This is a genomic window from Paenibacillus chartarius, from assembly GCF_042432825.1.
GTDB lineage: Bacteria > Bacillota > Bacilli > Paenibacillales > NBRC-103111 > Gordoniibacillus > Gordoniibacillus chartarius.
Genome location: NZ_JBHLWN010000099.1, coordinates 1 through 21,954, shown reverse-complemented (window position 1 = coordinate 21,954; position 21,954 = coordinate 1). Strand labels below are relative to the sequence as shown.

General features: G+C 56.2%; 22 protein-coding genes. 15 read left to right on the top strand and 7 right to left on the bottom strand.

The genetic code is table 11. From position 1 onward, the window contains the following. Positions 1-861: 861 nt before the first annotated feature. The gene (locus tag ACFFK0_RS24670) at positions 862-1,476 is read right to left on the bottom strand and encodes a superoxide dismutase (protein ID WP_377473045.1); all 615 of its coding nucleotides are present in this window, start codon (positions 1,474-1,476) and stop codon (positions 862-864) included. Between the two features lie 106 nt (positions 1,477-1,582). Next, on the bottom strand, positions 1,583-1,780 hold the full coding sequence (gene yfhS, locus ACFFK0_RS24665) for a mother cell protein YfhS (protein WP_377473044.1): 198 nt from the start codon (positions 1,778-1,780) through the stop codon (positions 1,583-1,585). Between the two features lie 353 nt (positions 1,781-2,133). On the opposite strand from yfhS, the gene ACFFK0_RS24660 reads away from it, so the two are divergent. The 7 genes from ACFFK0_RS24660 to folE all read left to right on the top strand — a co-directional run bounded on the left by ACFFK0_RS24660 (position 2,134) and on the right by folE (position 7,245). Continuing rightward, positions 2,134-2,565 (top strand): GNAT family N-acetyltransferase, encoded by a 432-nt coding sequence (locus tag ACFFK0_RS24660; protein WP_377473043.1) that lies wholly within the window; start codon positions 2,134-2,136, stop codon positions 2,563-2,565. Between the two features lie 119 nt (positions 2,566-2,684). After that, positions 2,685-3,248, top strand: coding sequence for a DUF402 domain-containing protein (locus ACFFK0_RS24655; RefSeq protein ID WP_377473042.1), 564 nt, complete (start codon positions 2,685-2,687; stop codon positions 3,246-3,248). After that, complete coding sequence (lepB, locus tag ACFFK0_RS24650) at positions 3,245-3,841, top strand: signal peptidase I (protein WP_377473041.1); 597 nt, start codon at positions 3,245-3,247, stop codon at positions 3,839-3,841. The genes ACFFK0_RS24655 and lepB overlap by 4 nt, the downstream gene beginning before the upstream one ends. A 6-nt stretch (positions 3,842-3,847) precedes the next feature. Further along, positions 3,848-5,014: a tRNA epoxyqueuosine(34) reductase QueG gene (queG, locus tag ACFFK0_RS24645; RefSeq protein ID WP_377473040.1), complete on the top strand. Its 1,167-nt coding sequence runs from the start codon at positions 3,848-3,850 to the stop codon at positions 5,012-5,014. Positions 5,015-5,118: 104 nt separating this feature from the next. Next, a complete protein-coding gene (locus ACFFK0_RS24640) occupies positions 5,119-6,150 on the top strand; it encodes an HD-GYP domain-containing protein (RefSeq protein WP_377473039.1) in 1,032 nt (343 codons plus the stop codon). A gap of 147 nt (positions 6,151-6,297) precedes the next feature. Continuing rightward, the gene (locus ACFFK0_RS24635; protein ID WP_377473038.1) at positions 6,298-6,540 is read left to right on the top strand and encodes a YneF family protein; all 243 of its coding nucleotides are present in this window, start codon (positions 6,298-6,300) and stop codon (positions 6,538-6,540) included. A gap of 114 nt (positions 6,541-6,654) precedes the next feature. Beyond that, positions 6,655-7,245 (top strand): GTP cyclohydrolase I FolE, encoded by a 591-nt coding sequence (gene folE / locus ACFFK0_RS24630; protein WP_377473037.1) that lies wholly within the window; start codon positions 6,655-6,657, stop codon positions 7,243-7,245. Positions 7,246-7,359: 114 nt separating this feature from the next. Here the strand turns inward: folE and ACFFK0_RS24625 are convergent, their stop codons facing one another. Continuing rightward, positions 7,360-7,881 carry a DUF2935 domain-containing protein gene (locus ACFFK0_RS24625; RefSeq protein ID WP_377473036.1) on the bottom strand — a complete coding sequence of 174 codons (522 nt, stop codon included), beginning with the start codon at positions 7,879-7,881 and terminating at the stop codon, positions 7,360-7,362. An 87-nt stretch (positions 7,882-7,968) separates the two neighbouring features. Beyond that, entirely contained in the window at positions 7,969-8,994 is a 1,026-nt protein-coding gene (locus ACFFK0_RS24620; protein WP_377473035.1) for an alpha/beta hydrolase, read from the bottom strand. A gap of 216 nt (positions 8,995-9,210) precedes the next feature. On the opposite strand from ACFFK0_RS24620, the gene ACFFK0_RS24615 reads away from it, so the two are divergent. Next, positions 9,211-9,954 carry an IclR family transcriptional regulator gene (locus ACFFK0_RS24615; RefSeq protein ID WP_377473034.1) on the top strand — a complete coding sequence of 248 codons (744 nt, stop codon included), beginning with the start codon at positions 9,211-9,213 and terminating at the stop codon, positions 9,952-9,954. Between the two features lie 145 nt (positions 9,955-10,099). Here the strand turns inward: ACFFK0_RS24615 and ACFFK0_RS24610 are convergent, their stop codons facing one another. Then, positions 10,100-10,798 carry a Na-translocating system protein MpsC family protein gene (locus tag ACFFK0_RS24610; protein WP_377473033.1) on the bottom strand — a complete coding sequence of 233 codons (699 nt, stop codon included), beginning with the start codon at positions 10,796-10,798 and terminating at the stop codon, positions 10,100-10,102. A 257-nt stretch (positions 10,799-11,055) separates the two neighbouring features. After that, entirely contained in the window at positions 11,056-11,580 is a 525-nt protein-coding gene (locus tag ACFFK0_RS24605; protein ID WP_377473032.1) for a YfiT family bacillithiol transferase, read from the bottom strand. A gap of 373 nt (positions 11,581-11,953) precedes the next feature. Here ACFFK0_RS24605 and serS point away from each other — a divergent pair, with 373 nt between their 5' ends. Continuing rightward, positions 11,954-13,231, top strand: coding sequence for a serine--tRNA ligase (serS, locus tag ACFFK0_RS24600; protein ID WP_377473031.1), 1,278 nt, complete (start codon positions 11,954-11,956; stop codon positions 13,229-13,231). A gap of 222 nt (positions 13,232-13,453) precedes the next feature. On the opposite strand, the gene acnA is transcribed toward serS, so the two are convergent. Continuing rightward, positions 13,454-16,171 (bottom strand): aconitate hydratase AcnA, encoded by a 2,718-nt coding sequence (acnA, locus tag ACFFK0_RS24595; protein WP_377473030.1) that lies wholly within the window; start codon positions 16,169-16,171, stop codon positions 13,454-13,456. 164 nt (positions 16,172-16,335) lie between these two features. Between acnA and ACFFK0_RS24590 the strand changes: the two genes are divergently transcribed. The 6 genes from ACFFK0_RS24590 to fabI all read left to right on the top strand — a co-directional run bounded on the left by ACFFK0_RS24590 (position 16,336) and on the right by fabI (position 21,484). Continuing rightward, positions 16,336-17,343: an amidase domain-containing protein gene (locus ACFFK0_RS24590; protein WP_377473029.1), complete on the top strand. Its 1,008-nt coding sequence runs from the start codon at positions 16,336-16,338 to the stop codon at positions 17,341-17,343. Between the two features lie 28 nt (positions 17,344-17,371). After that, a complete protein-coding gene (locus ACFFK0_RS24585) occupies positions 17,372-18,523 on the top strand; it encodes a D-alanine--D-alanine ligase (protein WP_377473028.1) in 1,152 nt (383 codons plus the stop codon). Positions 18,524-18,548: 25 nt separating this feature from the next. After that, positions 18,549-18,866 (top strand): hypothetical protein, encoded by a 318-nt coding sequence (locus ACFFK0_RS24580; RefSeq protein ID WP_377473027.1) that lies wholly within the window; start codon positions 18,549-18,551, stop codon positions 18,864-18,866. Between the two features lie 258 nt (positions 18,867-19,124). Beyond that, positions 19,125-19,490 (top strand): response regulator, encoded by a 366-nt coding sequence (locus ACFFK0_RS24575; RefSeq protein WP_377473026.1) that lies wholly within the window; start codon positions 19,125-19,127, stop codon positions 19,488-19,490. Positions 19,491-19,577: 87 nt separating this feature from the next. After that, on the top strand, positions 19,578-20,582 hold the full coding sequence (gene uvsE, locus ACFFK0_RS24570; protein WP_377473025.1) for a UV DNA damage repair endonuclease UvsE: 1,005 nt from the start codon (positions 19,578-19,580) through the stop codon (positions 20,580-20,582). Positions 20,583-20,713: 131 nt separating this feature from the next. Continuing rightward, the gene (gene fabI / locus ACFFK0_RS24565; protein WP_377473024.1) at positions 20,714-21,484 is read left to right on the top strand and encodes an enoyl-ACP reductase FabI; all 771 of its coding nucleotides are present in this window, start codon (positions 20,714-20,716) and stop codon (positions 21,482-21,484) included. The last annotated feature ends 470 nt before the right edge of the window (positions 21,485-21,954 follow it).

The following is a 21,954-nucleotide window of genomic DNA, read 5'->3' as shown; positions in this document are numbered from 1 at the left end:
TTGTTGCAGTGCTCCAAGGCCTGCCGTCCAGCAACAAGGCCCGAAAGGGCGTTGTTGCAGTCCCGCCAAGGCCGCCGCCCGCAACAAGGCCAAAAGGGCGTTGCTGCAGTGCCGCCAAGGCCAGCCGCCCCGCAACAAGGCCCAAGAGGGCGTTGTTGCAGTCCCCCAAGGCCAGCCACTCCGCAACAAGGCCCAAAGGGGCGTTGTTGCAGTCCCTCCAAGGCCCACCGCCCCGCAACAAGGCCCGAAAGGGCGTTGTTGCAGTCCCGCCAAGGCCAGCCGCCCCGCAACAAGGCCCAAAAGGGCGTTGTTGCAGTCCCGCCAAGGCCAGCCGCCCCGCAACAAGGCCCGAAAGGGCGTTGATGCAGTGCCGCCAAGGCCGCCGCCCCGCAACAAGGCCCAAAAGGGCGTTGTTGCAGTGCCGCCAAGGCCGCCGTCCCGCAACAAGGCCCGAAAGGGCGTTGTTGCAGTGCCGCCAAGGCCGCCGTCCAGCAACAAGGCCCGAAAGGGCGTTGTTGCAGTCCCGCCAAGGCCAGCCGCCCTGCAACAAGGCCCGAAAGGGCGTTGTTGCAGGGCCGCCAAGGCCAGCCGCCCCGCAACAAGGCCCAAAAGGGGCGTTGTTGCAGTGCTCCAAGGCCAGCCGCCCTGCAACAAGGCCCGAAAGGGCGTTGTTGCAGTCCCTCCAAGGCCTGCCGCCCCGCAACAAGGCCCAAGAGGGCGTTGTTGCAGTCCCGCCAAGGCCAGCCGCCCCCCAACGCCCCAACCCACGCGCGCCGTATGACGCTGTATACCCAAAAACCAAAAATCCCCTGAATCATGCCGCATTACGGCCCGATTCAGGGGATTTTCCAAATAATCAGCTTACTTTACAGCAGCTTCGTAACGCTTGCCGACTTCAGCCCAGTTGATCACGTTGAAGAACGCTTGGATGTAGTCAGGGCGCTTGTTTTGATACTTCAGGTAGTAAGCGTGCTCCCATACGTCGATGCCCAGGATCGGCGTTTCGCCTTCCATGATCGGGCTGTCTTGGTTTGGCAGGGAATATACCTTCAGCTTGCCTTCCTTGCTAACAGCCAGGAAAGCCCAGCCGGAGCCGAAGCGAGTCGTCGCAGCTGCTGCGAAAGCTTCTTTGAACTTGTCAAAGCCGCCCAGCTCGCTGTCGATAGCTGCTGCAAGAGCGCCAGTCGGTGCGCCGCCAGCGTTCGGAGCGATCGTTTCCCAGAAGAGGGAGTGGTTCGCATGGCCGCCGCCGTTGTTGCGGACTGCCGTGCGGATGTCTTCCGGTACGGAGTTCAGGTCGCCGATCAGAGCTTCCAGGGACTTGTCGTGCAGCTCAGGATGCTTGTCAAGAGCAGCGTTGAGGTTCGTAACATATGCGTTGTGGTGACGATCGTGGTGAATCATCATCGTAGTTTCATCGATGTGAGGCTCGAGCGCGTTGTTCGCGTAAGGCAGTGGCGGCAGTTGATGTGCCATGGACAAAAACCTCCTAAAATTATGTATTCAACCTTTTTCATTATGACCGATTTACAATAATAAATCAACATTTATGTTTACTAAGTCGCCGCGGCAAAAAAGAACCTCAAACTCCGCCACGGCGCTCGATCTCTTGAATGATTTGAGCGTGAATATGGGTTCCTTGGGCATTGAGCCAAGGCGACAGCTCGCTCATCGTGTGGTGATGATAACGGAGCTCGTCGGCACTCCAATCCGATGTGTTCATTGCAGCCAAGTCATGCAAATTTCGCCGTTTCGCATCCGTATTCATACCGGTTGACATCGTTCGACTACCTCCCTTCCGGCAAAATCGATCTTCCCGCCTGACCGACTTACTATTCCCGCAGGCAACATTCTCCATTCAAGACGCAAGCCATATGTTATTCGCATCGGGAAATGTGAGGGAAATGGAGGAAATGAGAGAATATTGAATGTAAACGCTTTAAATAAAGCGTTTACACCAATTATTTTAAGAAATTATTAAATTTTTCGCGTAAAATGCCTAAATTCAGCAGGAATTCGCCTTTCGATGTCGTATTTAATTTTAGTGCGAAATAATGCATATCTGTTGTTATATTTCGCGTCGATGTGCCGGCATGATGTTATTTCGCATATATGCGCGTAGGGGAGAAAACGATGATTGTACGTTCCTTTCAATTGGCTGATTATCAGCCGCTGTCCGGTCTTCTGGAAGATGTGTTGACGGAAGAATGTTATGAGGATACGATGCAGGCAATCGCCCGACAAATCGGCTGGGACAGCGATCTGGTCCTCGTCGCGGAGCAGGACGATGAGATCGTAGGCATGGTTATGGGGACGATCGACAACAACACCGGCTACTTCTACCGAGTAGCGGTAGCAAACGGCCATCAGCGCAAAGGAATCGGCAAGAGCCTTATCGCCGCACTCAAGCAGCGCTTCTTGATCCGCCGGGTGAATAAGATCATGATTACGGTCGATATCCACAACGAAGTGGTGCTGCCCGTTTACGAATCCGCAGGCTACAGAGCGTCGGACTTCTCGCGTACACCGCATCGGCTCGCCATTTTAAAGAAGATTAGCGGTTAATTGCAGCCGTTCCATTGAAGCATATCTCGCCGCCCGTTGCAAAAGGGCTGCAGATATGCTTTTCTATTAGAAAGAACTAATCATCCGGACCACCAATCGGCACGAGGGGCTTGACGCTGATGCACCATCCTTATACGCCATATGTAATTAAGAGCTTCAAGCATGACGGCCACCTGCACCGGAAATGGCTGCAGAATTGGCTCGTTCCGGAACACCTGCTGCTTCCAGAGCATAAGAAGGAATCCATTATGGTGTTCATTAATTCGCAGACGAAGATCCAGGAAGCGGACGGCAAAGAATGGGTGAGCCGTATACCCGGCATCTCCTTCTTCATCCCGGGCGTATGGCACAATGTCGTCGCCCTGCTGGAGGAGAACGGCGTCCGCTATTATTGCAATGTCGCATCGCCGCCTTATGTCACGGGCAATGTGCTTACGTATATCGATTACGATCTCGACGTGATCCTGCTCCCGAACGGGGATGTACAGGTTGTCGACGAAGAGGAGTATGAGCGGCACCGGATCCATTATCATTATTCGGAAGCGGTACATCTTAAGGTGCAGCGGGGATTGGAAGCCGTGCTGCAGCGTATTGGCGAGGGCGCCGCTCCGTTCAACGACAGCTGGGTGCTCGAATGCTACGAGCGCTGGAAGGCGCAGCAGGACGGCGGTGAACTTCCGTGAATGAGGAGGGGGGCGGCCGGCGGCGCGGCGGTTCGATCGACGACTCCGATGGACGCGGCTTTCTGGCGGAAGTGTGGGATTGGATGAAGGCGACCGTCGTTGCGCTGATCCTCGTTCTGCTCATCCATGAGTTCGGGTTCAACTTTTCCACGGTGCGCGGCCAGTCGATGAGGCCGACACTTGAAGAGGGGGAGTGGCTGTTCGTCAATAAGACGATCGCTTGGCTCGGGTCTCCTCAGCCGGGCGATATCGTTATTTTGAAGGAACCCGAACAGGCGGGGGGCGGAATGGGCAGCGAACATCCGTACCTCGTCAAACGGGTTATTGGCGTTGCCGGGGATAAGGTGGAAATTCGCGGGGCAAAGCTTTATATTAACGGAATCGAAAAAAGCGAGCCGTATATCGACGTTACCGCGGAAGACGGCGACTACGGGCCAACGGTGGTCGAGCCGGGGCACGTATTCGTTATGGGCGATAACCGGCACCGGTACGCCAGCCAGGACAGCCGTTCGTTCGGAACGGTTCCGCTGAAGCTCGTACAGGGGCGGGCGGAGTTCATACTGTGGCCTTTCGCGAAGAAGGGATGGCTGTAAGGACCTATGATGAGCAAAATCAAGCTGGAAGCCGCGACTGCCGCAGACTGGGAGCGTCTCAAGCGGGACATCGCCGAAGCGGCGCCGGGGCTCGGCATCGACAAGATCGGCTACGCGGCGGCGGATCCTTTCCTCGAGCTGAAGGAGCGGCTGTACCGGCACCGGGAACGCGGCTTCGAGTCGGGTTTCGAAGAGCCGGATATCGAGAAGCGGACGCACCCGGAGCTGCTGCATGAGCAGCCGCGGTCGATCTTGTCCATCGCCATCGCCTACCCGTCGAAGCTGACGAATCCGCCTCGGTCCGAGCCGGGCGCTTACCGCGGCCTTATATCGCGTTCTGCCTGGGGCGAGGATTATCACCATGTGCTCAGGCGGCGTCTGGAGCTGCTCGAAGCATTCATTGCGGAGCGGGTGGACGGCGCTCTCATGCGCAGCATGGTCGATACGGGCGAGCTCGTCGACCGCGCCGTTGCGGAGCGCGCCGGCATCGGCTGGAGCGGGAAAAACTGCGCGGTCATTACGCCGGAGTGGGGCTCCTGGGTGTATTTGGGCGAGATGATTACGAATATTCCGTTTCCGCCGGATACGCCGGTGACGGAGATGTGCGGCGACTGTACGCTTTGTATCGATGCTTGTCCGACGGGAGCGCTCGTCGGGCCGGGGCAGCTGAATGCGAGCCGCTGCGTATCCTTCGTGACGCAGACGAAGGGCGTCGTGGACGACGAAATGAAGGTGAAGATCGGCAACCGGCTGTACGGCTGCGACACGTGCCAGATTGTCTGCCCGCATAACAAGGGCAAGCACTGGACACACCAGCCGGAGCTGCAGCCGGACAACGACCTCGTTAAGCCGCTGCTGCTGCCGCTGCTCGATATGGGCAACCGCGAATTTAAGGAACGGTACGGGCGAAGCGCCTCTTCCTGGCGCGGCAAGAAGCCGATCCAGCGCAATGCGGTTATCGCTCTCGGCAACTTTAAGGACCGCTCGGCCGTGCCGAGGCTGAAGCGGCTCCTGCAGGAGGACCCGCGGCCGGAGCTGAGGGAAACGGCAGCATGGGCGCTCGGGCGTATCGGGGGCGACGAGGCGCAGGAAGCCTTGGAATCGGCATTGGAACGCGAGACGGAGACGGTTGTGCGCGAGGCGCTTGAGAAAGCGCTACGGCGCAGCGTGTAAAAGTTCTCCGAAAGAGAGGCGTTTGGCAGGAAGGCGAGCACTTGTGTCGAATGCTGTCTATATGGGGAACGACTCCCCGCAGCATACCGGATGGAGTGGTTGCCATGAAGTACGTCAATATCGAATCGGTGGAACCTGGACAATATCTGGGGAAAACGATCTTTTCCAGCAACGGAGCGATCCTGCTTTCGGAAGGCGTTCAGCTTACGGTATATATGATTAATACGCTTAGACGAATCGGCGTTACCATGCTGTATATTAAAGACCCGTCGCTTGCGGACGTCGTGATCGAGGACGTCGTCTCCGAGGAGACGAAACGAGCCGTCATGCAGCAGATGGGCGAGACGATGGCCTCGATTCGCTCGGGGAAGGATTTTTCAACGAAGACGGTCAGCGTCACAATCGATCATCTGCTGAGCGATGTGATGAGCAACAAAGAAGTGCTCGTCCAGCTGACGGACATTCGCACGAAGGACAACGCCATGTACGTTCACGCGCTGAATGTGTGCATGATGTCCGTTCTGATGGGGATCAATCAAGGCCTCAATCAACTGCAGCTCAAGGAGCTGGCGATCGGGGCGCTGCTGCACGACGTCGGCAAAATCGAGCTGATTACCGATGACAGCTTGGGCGATATGAAACGGCATCATACGTGGCGCGGCTTTGAAGTGCTGAAGAGCAAGCGGGAGCTCAGTCTGCTCAGCGCGCATGTCGCCTTCCAGCACCACGAGCAGCCGGACGGTCAAGGCATCCCGCGCGGACTGGATGCAGACCAAATCCATCTCTATGCGAAGATCGTCGCCGTAGCCAACCTGTATGACAATCTGCTCTTTGACGTGTCTGTAGGCCGGGGAATGCTGCCGCACGAAGCAACGGAGCTGATGATGGCGATGTCCGGTACGAAGCTGGATCACGACGTGCTGATCAACTTTCTGAAGATCGTCTCGATTTACCCGACCGGCTCGTCAGTGCGGTTGTCAACCAAGGAAACCGGCGTCGTCGTCGGGCAGCATCGCGGACTGCCCAGCAGGCCGATCGTCCGTGTTGTGAAGCAGGATGTTGACGGCGTTCTTGAAGTGAAGGAGATCGATCTGGCCAAGCACACGACGGTCTTCATCGACACGGTGTTAATGTAAAATACGTGCTGCCCGCGAGCGCTTCAGTATGGACGGTGAAGGCCGGTTTCTCGTGTTTGTGCCGCTTCTATTTCCGTGCTATGATGGGGCTATGCCGTGCGCAGAGACGCGCTGAATATTTATTTTTGACGAGGTGAGACGTTCGCCGTGTGGTATAACTATGTCATTCCGATTGTTACGCTGATCGTCGGCTTGGTTGCCGGCTTCTTTATTGGCGTTTATTATTTGCGCCGTCAACTGGAAGCGATGCAGAAGGATCCGAAGATGCTGCAGCAGATGGCCAAACAAATGGGCTACAATTTGAATAATCAGCAGATGAATAAGGTCCAAGCGATGATGAAGAACCAGAACACGAATGCCGCCAGGGGAAAACCGCAAAGAAGAAAATAGTTGAAGGTCATGGCCCCGGAAGGCCGTTGACTCAAGAGCTGCGCCTGCCGGCATAGCTCAAACTTATCTCACAGACGGAGCCGGACGGGATGGAGAACGGAGGTTGTTGCTGTAATGCCTGCTAAGGAATATCGGAACAAATTAGTAGCCGCCAATAGGGAGCAGATCGAGCATCATGTGCGCGAGATTCTGCGGTTGATCGGCGAAGATGTCGACCGGGAAGGGCTGCTGGATACGCCGGCGCGAGTAACCCGGATGTATGAGGAGATTTTCGGAGGCTACGATGCGGACATCGATGAAGTGCTGGGCGTAACGTTTGACGAGCAGCATGAAGAGCTTGTCATCATTAAAGATATTGTGTACTACAGTCAGTGCGAGCACCATATGGCGCCTTTTTTCGGCAAAGTGCATGTCGGCTATATTCCGAGCGGGAAGGTGGCCGGGCTGAGCAAGTTCGCGCGTCTGGTCGACGCGATTACCCGCCGTTTGCAGGTGCAGGAGCGTATAACGTCGGAGCTGGCGGATACGCTTGAGCGGGTGCTGAAGCCGCACGGCGTCATGGTCGTCGTCACCGGCGAGCATCTGTGCATGTGCGCGCGCGGGGTGAAGAAGTACGGCAGCGAGACGGTGACGTCGGCTGTCCGCGGCAGCTTCCGGGATAATGCGGCGCTGCGGGCGGAATTTTTATCATTATTAAAGCAATAGGGCCTGCCGTCTGCGGAGCGCCCTGAACGAGTGGCCGCCGGTACGCAGGGATGCGTATCGGCGGTTTTTGCATGTAAATACCCTGAACGATTTCTTGCTAGGGGATAATGCCGTTCATGCCCGCGCGCTCGGTTGTACGTGCAAGTAAGCAAGCTCCTGCATATTGCTCGGCGTATACGATACACCTGCCGGCACCGGCGGAGCGTGTAAGCCGAGCATCGGGTCGCCAGCCTGCAGGACGCCCAGGAAATATTCCGATTCCCGGATAATATGCTCAAGCACGGTTTTCACGACCGGTCTTGTCCGGATCGGCACGCTCTCCTGCTCCATCCGCATCAGATGCTGAATAAACAGCCGGGATTGCGAGGCCGAAGCGATCAGCAGCTGATTCACCTGCGCTTGCTGCTGCGGCGGGAGCCAGAAGCCGCTCCGAATAGCGGCCTCGATCAGCCGGACCGCCGCCATCTCCGCCTTCTCGAACACGCCTTCCCATTCCTCCAGCAGCCTCACGAAAGGCGTCTCCAGATCCGGCACGAGCGTACGGATGACGACGGTGTGCTCGCGCTCCTGCATTTTCCAGAACCGGATTTCCTCCAACACACGCAGGGGCATCAGCGCCCCATACACCATTAACATGCAAAAATCCCCTCCCGCGGGCTCAAGCTAAGCTTCGTTGTCCAATATATTCGCCGGAAGGGGAAGATATGCGCATTTTGTCGTTTGTTATCGCGCGCCGGAGAAGCTGCGCCATTCGACCGTATGCTCTTGAAGAAACTGCAGCGTACGGCTTTTGTACTGCTGCGGTTCGGCCTGATGGAGCAGCTCGTGCGTCGCTTCAGGCAGCAGCCACAATTGTTTGCCGTAGCTGTTCTCTTGTTTTGCGAACAGCCGCTCTATGGTTTCATACGGAGCCCGTTCGTCTTCCTTGCCGTGAATGAAGAAGATCGGCATCGGATAAGTATGCGACTCTACCTTCGTATAAGGCACTTCCCGCAGGCGGACACCGTTCAGGAGCGGGAAGAAGAACCGGATAAGCGGCAGAGAAGGATTTTTGGGCAGGTTGATTTCCTTCTTCATGTTGTAATAGAGCGTATCGGGATTGAGCAGGAACGTACTGTCCAGGATCATGCCGGTGATTGCCGTTCCGCGCTCCTGCAGAGCGGTTTGCAGCGCGGTACCGGCGCCCATCGAGAAGCCCCAGATGAACAGATTTTGCGCTCCCTTGGATTTCATGTAATCGATCGCCCCGAGCAGCTCGCGGGATTCCTCAATGCCTCCGGTAACGACACGGCCATTGCCCTGAACATAGCCGTAATCGAACATGAGCGCATTGTATCCGGCGTTATGAACGAGCTTCACGAGCGAGTAGATCGGCACCCAATTTTCTTCGCGATTGCTGCCGTACCCGTGGGAGAAAATGACGGTTTTCGTCGAGTAAGCGGCCGCCGGCACATACCAGCCCTGCAGCTTCGAGGAGCCGCCGCGGCTAGGAAAGACGACGTCGTCATACGGCAGACCGATGGCGAGCCGCGGGTTGCTTTGCAGCGGATAAATGTACGGCCGTGCCAGCGACCAGGCGATATAAGCGTGAAACGACAGCATCAGCGAGCAGCATAGAAATAAGAAAGATAGTAAGGTGATAAGCCACCAGCGCCGGCGGTGACGGAGGGACGCTTTTGCGGCTTTGGAATTGGAAGCGCTACCAACAGCGGGTTGCGTAAGAGGCGTTTGCGGGATTGGCGACGGCATGCGGGATCCCTCCTAACAATATGTTTGTGGCTTCTGCTTTTATATTTATAGTGTAAGACCCGGACGACGCGCAAGTCAATGAACGGAAGCCAATTGTAAAGGGGCTGTAATCTCCCTGTAACGTATCCCGGCTGCACTTTACGGAAGTGGGGTGATCCGTTATACTGAATGTAATTCGGTTTCATATAGTGAAACTTGAGGGGCGATGATTTAGCTATGGAAGATAACAAGCTTACGGTGCGTGCGGTTGAGCGCGCTTTGGATATTTTGCTTTGCTTCGCGGAGGCGACGGAGCTGAGCTTGACGGAAATAGCGGGGAAGGTCGGTCTGCACAAGAGCACGGTGCATCGGCTGCTGGCTTCGCTGGAGGGTAAAGGTTTCATCCTGCGCGACGTATCGACGGAGAAATACCGGCTCGGCTTCCGGCTGTGGGAACTGTCGGCGAACTTATCGCAAACGGATGACCCAGGGCTGCTGCTGCTTCCGGAGATGGAACGGCTGCGCGATTTGATTGGCGAAACCGTATCGCTCTATGTGCGCGACGGCAAGGAGCGTGTTCGCATTCAAGCCGTACAGAGCAACCAGGCGATCCGGCGGGTGGCGCCGGTCGGTGTGAGGATGCCGCTGTATGTAGGCGCATCGAGCAAGGTGCTCGTAGCGTTCGGCGAGCCGGCTGTCGTCAGCGATATGCTGCTGGACCCGGACTGGCCGGCGAGCCTGGACCGGGACTTGTTCGTGCAGCAGCTGCAGGAGACGAAGCGCCTCGGCTACGCGACCAGCGTCGAGGAGCGGGAGCCGGGTGCCGCGGCCGTCTCTGCGCCGATCGTGAACCGGGCCGGCCGGTTGATCGCCGCGCTGGCGGTGTCCGGTCCGTCGAACCGGCTGACGCTGGAGACGATGCAGGAGCAAGCTCCGCTAATTATGGAGGCGGCCAAACGGATGGGGACGATGATGAAGTAGGGGGCGGTGCGGGGCGTGACTCCGTGCCGGGCTCCCCCGGGCTTTTCCTGGCTTCTCCGTAATGTCCGGGAAGCGCCAAAATCGCTGCAGCCCCGCTGAACCGAACCAGCGGGTTAACCGTGGGTATTCCTTCGCGGACTCGCTGCTACGTTTTGCCGCTTGGAGGGTAGAGGATAAACACAAGCAGGCTCATATTTTGCGGCAAGCTCCACAGAATGAAGCTCTCATGAATTTTGATATCCAGCGTCTTTTCGATCAATGCAATAATTCGTGCCAATCCTTTGGATTCCAGCGTTTGCAAGGCATGCTTCAGCTGCTCCTCCTGCCCCTGCTCGATGAACTGTTTTTCTACTGCGCCTAAGATCCCTCTCTTAATAACCAGCAATGTCCTCGTATTAATATGATAGGAAGCAATGTCCTCGGACTTCATCGCCGATAGCTGCTTCAGCTTCCTGGGCGGCAAATCCTTTGTTGGAACTGCAGAGTAGAACGGCGAGGCGTGACCCGCAGGGCTGCACGAAGCGACCAGCACCGCGGATTTGTTGTCGAAATCCCACTCGTACAGCAGCTCCGTCAATTCAAGCTGCGCAATCTCTTTGAAGATGGCGCCGATCTTCGGCGTTAAATTGCGCATAACGGCTTCCCTCGCAAGGCGCAGCATCGGCTCTTGATTTTGTTCGATGAGCACCTTTTCCATAGGCGACAGGAAATTGCGCAAGTGGGCAATGACATAAGGAAGCCCAATCGATACGAAGACGGCGTCCGGCCCTTTGCCGAAGCTGTCCCGAAGCAGCCGTCCAATGCTTTTTGCGATCTCTGACTCTATGATTTTCGTTTGTTCCATTCGCGAGCCTCTTTATCTATGAAAATATAAAAAGCCTAGGGAGCACGATAGCAAGTCGGCTCTCATAGGCTTCTGTTCCAGCACGTCTCTGGTTCATCAAAGTCCTGAATATGTTAGTAGGCATGCAGGTAACTCAATATTTCCACGAGGAAAAAGCATATCTTCTTTTTCCCAATCTACAGTTTAATATGAGTGCCTATCAAAATTCAAGTCTGCTATACCAAAAATATGAAGTGTTGTTCGGTGATGCGAACGAGCTACCAGCCCATCCGTTCGCGAAGCGACGTAATATGCGCGGTGTGATGGTTGCCGTGCCAAGCATATAGGCCTACTGCGCGGCGAAGCGGCGTCTCTCCCGATTCCGGATGGACAAAGGTACGATCGAACTGGTCCGGCGTCATGGAACGCAGCAGACGCACCCAGCGGATATGTACGGCTTCGACGAGCGCGAGCGAAACGCCGATATCGTCGCCGCTTCCGTCCTCCAGCTCGGCCCAGGCCGCTTCGTCATACGGCTTGATGGTCGGACGGTCTTCCGTCAGCGCCAGCTTGAAGCGGATGAAGCTGTTCATGTGCGAATCGGCGACGTGATGAACGACTTGTTTGACCGTCCAGCCCCCGTCGCGGTACGGTGTCGCCAGCTGCTCGGCGTTCAATCCGTCCGTGGCGGCCCGGAGCTTGGCAGGCAGCGCTGCGATTTCGTCAATCCAGTGCTCCAGTCCGGCGGCGTCGGCCCCCTCATAGCGAAATTGGCCGATCGGGTATTGCATACTTGTCTCCATAGTCAGCAGCAGCTCCTTTGTTTGGGGATTGATTGCATTTTATCATAGATCGGACTAAGTTCCGCATACGGATCTCCTCCCTGTCTGTAACGGCAAGTTTATGAAAAGGAAAAGTGCTTGAATAAAAATGGCAGCATAAGATATAATATTTAAAAATATTGACATCAGGCCAATGAAGAGAATCCAACTCGGAGGCGTTTTCGTCAAGGGGTATACCCCCTAAGTTAACCGGACCCGCCCGTTAACGCGGAACTAAGTGGATTGGACAGCATGCTGTTCAATCAATTTGGGTGGCACCGCGAGAATAAGCGCTCTTCGTCCCAATGGGACAGAGAGCGCTTTTTGCATTTCAACCATAAAGGAGTGCGTTGCCATGTTAGACGTCAAATGGATAAGGCAAAATCAAGATTTGATTCAAGCAGTAGCCGATCAAAAAGGTATCCCCGTCTCCATTGCCCAACTGGTCGAATGGGATGATAAAAGGCGGCTGCTTCTCCAAGAGATGGAGCAGCTTCGGCATGAGCGAAATCGGATATCCCAGGAAATCAATGTCTTCATTCAAAAATGTGAGCTTGAAAAAGCTGAACAGAAAAAGCCAATTGTTAAAGAAATCAACAATCGTTTAGGCACATTAGAACATGAACATAAAGAGATCGTAAAACAGTATAACCATCTCATGATGTACGTACCCAATGTGGTTTCGCCAGAAACGCCAATAGGCCTCTCGGATAAAGATAATGTTGAAGTCAAACGGGTAGGTGAACCTACAAGGTTTAACTTCGAACCCAAAGATCACGTGACACTCGGCGAACTTCATAACATGATCGATATACCACGAGGGGTAAAAACAGCAGGAAGCCGAAATTATTATCTTACCGGTGCGGGGGTTTCCTTGCATCGGGCTGTGCAGCAGCTCGCCGTTGATGTACTTGTTGATAGGGGATTCACGCTTCTTGAGGTTCCATTAATGGTCCGGACAGAAGCGTTATTCCATACAGGGTACTTCCCGCTAGGTCAAGATCAAACCTATAAAATTGCAGAGGACGATAAATGGCTGGTCGGTACATCGGAGGTTCCTCTTGTATCTTATTACGATAATGAGATCGTTGACGTAAAGGAACCCATTAAGCTTGCCGCAGTATCACTCTGCTTCCGAAATGAGGTAGGTTCGGCAGGAAAGGATGTCCATGGCTTATACCGGGTTCATCAGTTTTCAAAGGTTGAGCAAGTTATTGTTTGTGAAGACAGCTTGGAAAGATCGGAGCAAATCTTTCAAGAAATCACGGAAAATGCGGAGGAAATTTTAACATTGTTGGAACTTCCTTATCGCATAATGGCTGTTTGTACCGGCGATATGTCCCAAAAAACCTACAAACAATTGGACATCGAAACTTGGATGCCCAGCCGGCAAGCTTACGGTGAAACCCACTCATCATCCAACCTTCTCGATTTTCAAGCACGTCGTTCAAACATTAGATATCGGGACATGAATGGAAAGGTACGATTCTGCTACACACTCAATAATACTGCGGTGGCTTCTCCTCGGATTTTAATCCCACTTCTAGAGAATCACCAAGAGGAGGATGGCTCCATTCGAATTCCGCAAGCATTGCGTAAATACATGAAGGGGATTGAACGTCTTCAGCCCTGATGTCTTTGCCCCCAGTACCTAGGTCCCTTTTCAAGGGGCCTTTTTCATTTGAAAATCTCAGCCTTGAGTTTGTCGTTCTGCGCTGCGCCGGTGCATCTCCGGCGGCACTCCTTGTTAAGGTCTAGAACCCCTATGGCGAAGCGGAGAGCAACACCATAAAACACAAAAACACCGGCCGCCCCGGCAATGGGACGATCGGTGTTTTTTCATTGACAATACGGATTACTTGCCGCCGAACATCATCTGACGCAGGACGGTTTGCAGAATGCCGCCGTTGCGGTAGTAGTCGACGTCAACCAGCGAGTCGAGGCGTACCAGCGCTTGGAACTCCAGCTTGGAGCCGTCTTCGCGGGTTGCGGTAACGGTGACTTTCTGGCCAGGCTGAACGTTGTTGCTCAGACCGGTGATGTCGAATGTCTCGCGGCCGTTCAAGCCGAGCGACTTCCAGCTCTCGCCGTTCACGAACTGCAGCGGCAGAACGCCCATGCCGACCAGATTGGAGCGGTGGATCCGCTCGAAGCTTTCGGCGATAACAGCCTTCACGCCCAGCAGGAACGTACCTTTAGCCGCCCAGTCGCGGGAGGAGCCGGTACCGTATTCTTTGCCGGCGATAACGACGAGGTTCGTACCGTTCTCTTGATACTTCATCGATGCGTCGTAGATCGACTCGACTTCGCCGGTTGGCAGGTAAGTCGTTACGCCGCCCTCTGTGCCAGGCGCCACTTGGTTGCGGATGCGGATGTTCGCGAACGTACCGCGCATCATCACTTCATGGTTACCGCGGCGGGAGCCGTACGAGTTGAAGTCTTCCTTCTTCACGCCGTTCTCGATCAAGTATTTGCCCGCAGGGCTGTCAACCTTGATGTTGCCGGCAGGAGAGATGTGGTCCGTCGTGACGGAGTCGCCCAGCAGCGCCAGCGTCTTCGCGCCGCGAATATCGGCGATGTCGCCCACTTGCTCGCCAAGGCCTTGGAAGAACGGCGGGTTCTGGATGTACGTCGACTTCTCGTCCCAAACGTACAGCTCGCCTTCCGGTACGTCAATCGCGTTCCAGCGCGGGTTGGCGCGGAATACGTCCTTGTACTTATCGATGAACGCTTCGCGGCTCATTGCCGTGTTCAGCGCTTCTTGAATTTCGGCGTTCGTCGGCCAGATGTCCTTCAGGTAAACCGGCTGACCGTCGGAGCCTGTGCCGATCGGCTCGTTCGTCAGATCGATGTTGACTGTGCCGGCCAGAGCGTAAGCGACGACGAGCGGCGGCGAAGCGAGGTAGTTCGCCTTCACTTGAGCATGGACGCGGCCTTCGAAGTTCCGGTTACCGGACAGAACGGCAGCCACAGTCATGTCGTTGTCGGCGATCGCTTTGCTTACTTCGTCCGGCAGCGGGCCGGAGTTACCGATACAAGTTGCGCAGCCGTAGCCGGCAACGTGGAAGCCCAGCTTCTCCAGCGGCTCGATCAGGCCGGCCTTCTCCAGGTAGTCGGTAACGACCAGGGAGCCTGGAGTCAGGGAGCTCTTCACGTACAGCGGCTTCGTCAGACCGCGCTCAACGGCTTTCTTGGCGAGCAGGCCCGCACCCAGCATTACGCTCGGGTTGGACGTGTTCGTACAAGAGGTGATAGCGGCGATAACGACAGCGCCTGTTCCCATCTTGGCAACCTGGCCGTCGGCGTACTTCACGTCAACGACTTCGGCGATCTTCTCTTCGGACAAGCCGTAGCCGCCCTTGTCGATCGGCTGGCGGACGATCGTGTTGAACGATTCCTTCATAGCCGTCAGCTCAACGCGGTCTTGCGGACGCTTAGGTCCTGCGAGCGAAGGAACGACCGTGCTCAGATCCAGCTCGATCAAGTCGGTGAAGACCGGATCCGGCGTGCTGTCCGTACGGAACATGCCTTGCTCTTTATAGTAAGCTTCAACAAGCGCGATCTGGTCTTCGTCGCGGCCTGTCGAACGCAGATAGTTCAGCGTTTCGACGTCAACAGGGAAGAAGCCGATCGTTGCGCCGTACTCAGGAGCCATGTTGGCAACCGTAGCGCGGTCAGCCAGCGAGATGTTGCTCAGGCCGCTGCCGTAGAACTCGACGAATTTGCCGACAACGCCCTTCTTGCGGAGCATTTGCGTAACCGTCAAAGCCAGGTCGGTTGCCGTTGCGCCTTCCGGCAGCGAGCCGGTCAGCTTGAAGCCGATAACTTCCGGTGCTACAAAGTACAGCGGCTGGCCGAGCATGCCGGCTTCCGCTTCGATACCGCCTACGCCCCAGCCGACAACGCCAAGACCGTTGATCATCGTCGTGTGGGAGTCGGTACCTACGAGCGAGTCCGGGTAAACGACGGTTTCGCCGTCGACAGTCTTCGTTGCAGCTACGCTGGCCAGGTACTCGAGGTTAACCTGGTGAACGATACCCGTGGACGGAGGAACCGCACGGAAGTTATCGAACGCCGTCTGTGCCCAGCGGAGGAAGCGGTAGCGCTCTTCGTTGCGCTCGAATTCGAGATTGATGTTGGTCTCCAGCGCGTTCGACGAGCCGAACGCGTCGACCATGACGGAGTGGTCGATAACGAGGTCGACCGGCACGAGCGGGTTGATCCGCTTCGGGTCGCCGCCTTGACGGGCAACTGTGTCGCGCATTGCGGCCAAGTCAACGACAACCGGTACGCCGGTGAAGTCCTGCAGAACGATGCGGGCCGGGATGAACGGAATTTCCTTGTTCTCGTCGCGGCCTTTCGCCCAACCTGCAATTTGCTTCACGTGCTCATCGGTGATAGCACGGCCGTCAAATTGACGGACAGCCGCTTCCAGCAGCACCTTAATGGAGAAAGGCAGCTTCGAAATGTCGCCGAAGCCTTGCTGCTCCAGCCCTTGCAGGCTGTAGTAAGCAAACGACTTGCCGCCGACCGACAGCTGCTTGCGGACGGAGTATTGGTCCTTGTTCGCCATGAATATTGCCTCCTCTTTCGATCAGTTTGTTTCGCTCTGTGAAACTCGATTTCACAAATCGATCATACCCTAAGTATACCCGTTAAGCCGATCTGCGTAAAGAATAAAATAGATCATTATCCACCCGTTTTTCTCATATAAAGAGAAGTAGGGGAGGGATGGGCATGTCCTGGAAAACCGCCGTATACGATTATGTACACGCGAAAAACCGTGCGGAAGCGGAGCTCGGCGCAGAGCCGCTTCGAAGCGTACTCACCGCGGATCCGAGCCGCTTCGAGGAGCATGCGAAGGTGCTGCAAGCCGCGCGCCAAAGCGCGGCGGCAAGAGGCCTCCGTCTGATCGAACAGAAGTCCCGGCTGCGGATGAAGCCGCTCTACGAACTGCCGGACGAAGCAGCGGCGGAACTGGAGGTGCACCGGACGTTAACCTATGAAGGGCACGGATGCGAATATACGGAAGAGCGAGTCGAACGGGAGCAGGTTACCGTAGCTCCGCGCAGCGCGGACGAACGCTGGGAGCTGGTTGCCGTTCAGAAGCTGCAGCCTCCGGACAGCTACAGGCCGAAGCCGGCTGCGCCGCTCAGCTACGCGGCCGGATGGCCGGAATCGCTGCCGGTTCAAGCAGCGCTGCCGTATCTCAACACTAGTATACTCCAAGGGCCCGAAAGCTCTTCACGCAAAATGTACAATCGGGCCGCTGCGGTCCAATACGCCGAAATTTACTGGAACAAGGCCAACCCGCAATATGTCGAATTCGAGGTTGACTGCACGAACTTTGTGTCTCAATGCCTCTTTGCAGGCGGGCTGCCGATGAACTATACTGGGAAAAGGGATTCGGGCTGGTGGTATCGCGGCCGGATCAACGGTCAGGAGCAATGGAGCTTCAGCTGGGCGGTGGCGCATTCATTGTCGGCGTACTTGCTGAGCAGCGGCCGTGCAGTCCAGGTTGCAGATGCCCGGGAGCTCCGTCCGGGAGATGTGATTTGCTACGACTGGGACGGCGACGGCAGGTTTCAGCACAACACCATCATTACCGGCATGGATTACAGCGGTCAGCCGCTGGTTAACGCCCATACGTATAATGCCCGCGGCCGTTTCTGGGCTTATCACGATTCCCCGGCATATTCCGACCGGACGGCGTATTTGTTCCTGCGCATTTCGGACCGGATCTAATGAGAAGGAACTTGGAGGTACTTATGCTATGACGCGCAAAATCAAAGTCGGTCTGATCTACGGAGGCAAATCCGGCGAGCACGATGTATCGTTGTCGACGGCAATGGCCGTCACGAAAGAAATCGATTTTAACAAATACGAGGTCATCCCTTTCTATATAACGAAGCAGGGCGAGTGGCGGTCCGGAGCGGCGCTGAAAGCGGCAGTCCAGTCGAAGGAGCAGCTGACGTTCGGAGGCGAGGGCCGAGCGGTTCAGCGAAGCGGGTCGTCGAACGCCCTGCTGCCTTTGTTCGGAGGACTTCAACCGGCGGAGGATACCGCCGTCATATCCAGCACGTCCGGGGCGGCGGCCGAGCCGGCGCTTGACGTCGTATTCCCGCTGCTGCACGGTACGTTCGGCGAAGACGGTACGGTGCAGGGGCTGTTGGAAATCGCGAATGTGCCGTACGTGGGAGCGGGAGTTCTCGCCTCGGCCGTAGGCATGGACAAAGTAATGATGAAGAAAGTATTTGCGCAGGCGGGCTTGCCGCAAGTCGTCTTCCGTCATTTCACCCGCACGCAGTGGGCGAAGGATCGCGATGAGCATGTGATGGAGATCGAAGTATCCGTCGGCTATCCGTGCTTTGTCAAGCCGGCGAACCTGGGCTCGAGCGTAGGGATCTCCAAGGCGCGCAACCGCGACGAGCTGCTGGCCGCCGTAGATGAAGCGTTCCAATATGACCGGAAAGTAATCGTCGAAGAAGGCGTCGATGCGCGCGAGGTGGAAGTGGCGGTGCTCGGTAACGATGAGCCGGAAGCGTCCGTCGTCGGCGAAATCGTCTCCTCGAACGAATTCTACGATTATAAGGCGAAGTACCTCGACGGGAAGTCGGTTATGGTCATCCCGGCCGAAATTTCCCCGGAGCAGTCGGACGCGATCCGCGAGATGGCGATTCGGGCTTACGAGGCCGTTGACGGCAGCGGTTTGTCTCGCGTCGATTTCTTCCTGACGAGAGAGGACGGCAAGGTGCTGATCAATGAGATCAATACGATGCCGGGCTTCACCCCGTTCAGCATGTATCCGCTGCTGTGGCGCGAAACCGGCAAGCCGTACGGCCAGCTGCTCGATGACTTGATCCGTCTCGCCATAGAGCGCCACGCGGATAAGCAGAAGATTAAATATACGTTCGATTTGGACTAAGCACGAGGAGAAGGAGGCGGCCCGAATGGGATTCCAGACTGAATTCAATTCCGTATGCAAATTCAAGAGCGAGCAGGAGATGTACGAACTGCTGGAATACGGCCGCGGCAAAATGGTTAAGTCCGGCTTCCGTGTCTACCCGACCGGCCAGCTGGTCATCGCCTACTCGCCGGCGAATGAAGCGTTCGCCATCGTCAAGATCGTGGCTTCGATTGCGGAAATCAATTTTCAAGGCGAAGATGTCACACAAGTCGAGATGGAGCTGGTGCGGCGGCTGACGGAGGAAGAAGCGCGGGTGCAGACGGCGCTGGCGCATGAAATGTTTTTCGGCAGACAAGAGTAAGGACAGGATGGATGAACCGTTTCCGCTTGACGCGGGGACGGTTTTTTTGTGCAAATGCTTCAGGCCGTGATCGCATGGCCGGCGCTATTTTGGCCTGAGATGCCGGTTATAGGAGTTGTATAGGAATCGCTTCCTACGGGCTCCTATACGAATAGGAGCTTCCGGTGATAGTATTGAAGCCCCGGATGATGGACAATGGGTTTATATAGGATATTGGCAACGCAGCGGATTCACTTTGACTAAAGGAGCAGCCGATGTATGGGGAAGATTATGGTAGTGGACGACGCCGCTTTCATGCGCATGATGTTGAAGGACATTCTCACGAAGGGGGGGCATCAAGTCGTCGGCGAAGCGGAGAACGGCTTGGTGGCTATCCAGAAGTATGCGGAGCTGAAGCCCGACATTGTAACGATGGACATTACCATGCCGGAAATGGAAGGGATTGAAGCCGTTAAGCATATTAAGAGCGCGCACCCTAACGCCAAAGTCATTATGTGCTCGGCGATGGGGCAGCAGGCGATGGTCGTGCAGGCGATTCAGGCCGGGGCCAAGGATTTTATCGTCAAGCCGTTCCAGGGCGACCGGGTGCTGGATGCGATCAATAAAGTGTTGGCGGCTCCGTGAGTTCGATACGGGAGTAGCGAAGCTAAGGTTAGGACAGTCTAAACGTGAAGCTGTCCTAACCTTATTTTGCCTTATGGAGTGACTCTCATGATCGTTCGTCTCGGCTACGTCGCCATGTCCGTTCACGTCAAGAATGCGTCGCCTTCCAAAACCATGACCGCCACCAACTTCAGCAAGCTCGGGGACCGCGAAGCCGCGATCCGCAAGCTGGAGCGCATCGGGGCCGAGAACATCCATAACACGCTGCGGCTGCTCCGTCATAACCGGGCACACGACATTCAGCTGTACCGCATCTCGTCCAAGCTGATCCCGCTTGTCGGACACGAGCTGCTTGGGGACTGGGATCCGATCCCGGCGCTGGCGGCGGAGTTCCGGGAGCTGGGCGACTACGCCAAGAAGCATGCGATGCGGCTGAGCTTTCACCCGGATCATTTTACCGTATTGAGTACGCCCCGCAAGGCGGTGCTGCAGAATTCGTATGCCGACCTGGAAAGGCATGTGCGGATGCTGGAGGCGATGGGCCTTGGCCGTGAAGCGATGTGCAACATTCATATCGGCGGTACGTATGGGGACAAGACGAAGGCGCGGGCGCGGTTCGTCAAGCATTTTACCGAGATGGATGGCAGGCTGCGCGAACGGATCACGCTCGAGAATGACGACAAAACGTTCAACGCGGTCGAAACGCTGGAGGTGTGCGAGGAGGTCGGCGCGCCGATGGTGCTTGACGTTCATCATCACCAAGTCAATAACGGCGGGGAGAGTGCCGTCGAGCTGTGGCCGCGTATCGGGAAGACGTGGAAGGGAACGGTGTCGGGCGCGGTGGACGATGCCGGCGTTCCCGTACCGCTCCCGCCGAAGATTCACGTCTCCTCGCCGAAGAGCGACAGCGAACCGCGCAGCCATGCCGATTATGTGGAGCCGGAGCCCCTGCTCGCGTTCCTGCGGGGGATTGCGGGGTCGACGCCGCGGCTGGACGTCATGATTGAAGCGAAGATGAAGGACGATGCGTTGTTCCGGTTAATGGAGGCGTTTCGCGGAGCGGCCGGAGTGACGGTGCTGTCGCAGGCTTCCGTGGAGCTTGAGCCTCTTTGATTCGCGCGGGTTCGACGAGATTATCCCCTTGCCAATGTCGGAAAAATCAGGTACCTTGAGTATGGACGCGGAACGGACAAGCGTCCCCTTCTGACGACTATTTGGCTGCTGAAAGGGGTTTCTATAATAACATGAGCAATTTACTGGCCGGGAAAAATATTTTGATCATGGGCGTCGCCAACGATCGCAGTATCGCCTGGGCGATTGCCCAATCCTGCGCTGCGCAAGGTGCGCGGCTCGCGTTTACGTATGAGAGCGAACGGGTGGAGGAGCGGGTGCGCAAGCTGGCGGAGGCGATCCCGGGTTCGATTGTGCTGCCTTGCAATGTAACGGTAGATGCGGAGATCGAGACGCTCGCGGCTTCGCTTCGGGAGCATTTCGGCGTGCTGCACGGGTATGCGCACAGCATCGCCTTCGCGAAGGGCGAAGAGCTGGAGGGCATGTTCGTCGACACGTCGCGGGACGGCTTTGCTTTGGCGCATGACATCAGCGCTTACTCGCTTGTTGCGGTGACGAAGCGCATTTACCCGCTGATGACGGAAGGCGGCAGCATTATGACGATGACGTACCTCGGTTCCGAGCGCGCCATGAAAAATTACAACGTCATGGGCGTGGCCAAAGCGGCGCTGGAAGCGAGCGTGCGGTACTTGGCGGCGGACCTCGGCCAGTACAACATTCGCGTGAACGGCGTATCGGCCGGACCGATCCGCACGCTGGCGGCGAAGGGGATCAAGGACTTCAACTCGATTCTGCGTCAAGTGGAGGAGAGAGCGCCGCTGCGCCGGACGACCGAAACCGCGGAGGTGGGCGATACGGCGATGTTCCTGCTCAGCCCGCTCGCGCGCGGCATTACCGGCGAAGTCATTTACGTGGACGGCGGGTTCAACATTGTAGGTGTGTAATCGGTGCAGGTGGGGAGCTTGGCATTGTGACTGGTGCCGGGCTCCTTTTTTGTTATGCGGGGAGCTGCGATAGTTCCGGCGGACGGGGGGATTTACGGGAAATGGGCGAAACGCCGGCACCCAGCGCTACTCGAGCTCGACTTGCTGCCTAGCCGTTCATTCAACCGGTCTTGTAAATCGTCCTAATCCGCAGACCGAACCCTTTGGCGGCGGACAACGGTAACGGCTTAGGCTTTCAGCGTGTAGGGGAGGCTGGACGCAGGGTTGAGTGTATGTGATTGACATTTATTTGTGTCGGGAGTGGGGGTTTTGAGCAATGAAGAATTTCCGGAACCGCTAAATAAATAACGGACTTTCAGGGTCTAATTTCCTCAATTCCATTGCTATCGTGCAAAATAACGGATTGCCGAGCACTAGCGTTGCAAGAAACCTCACAGAACAGACGAAACCTTAATTATTGAAAAATTTTA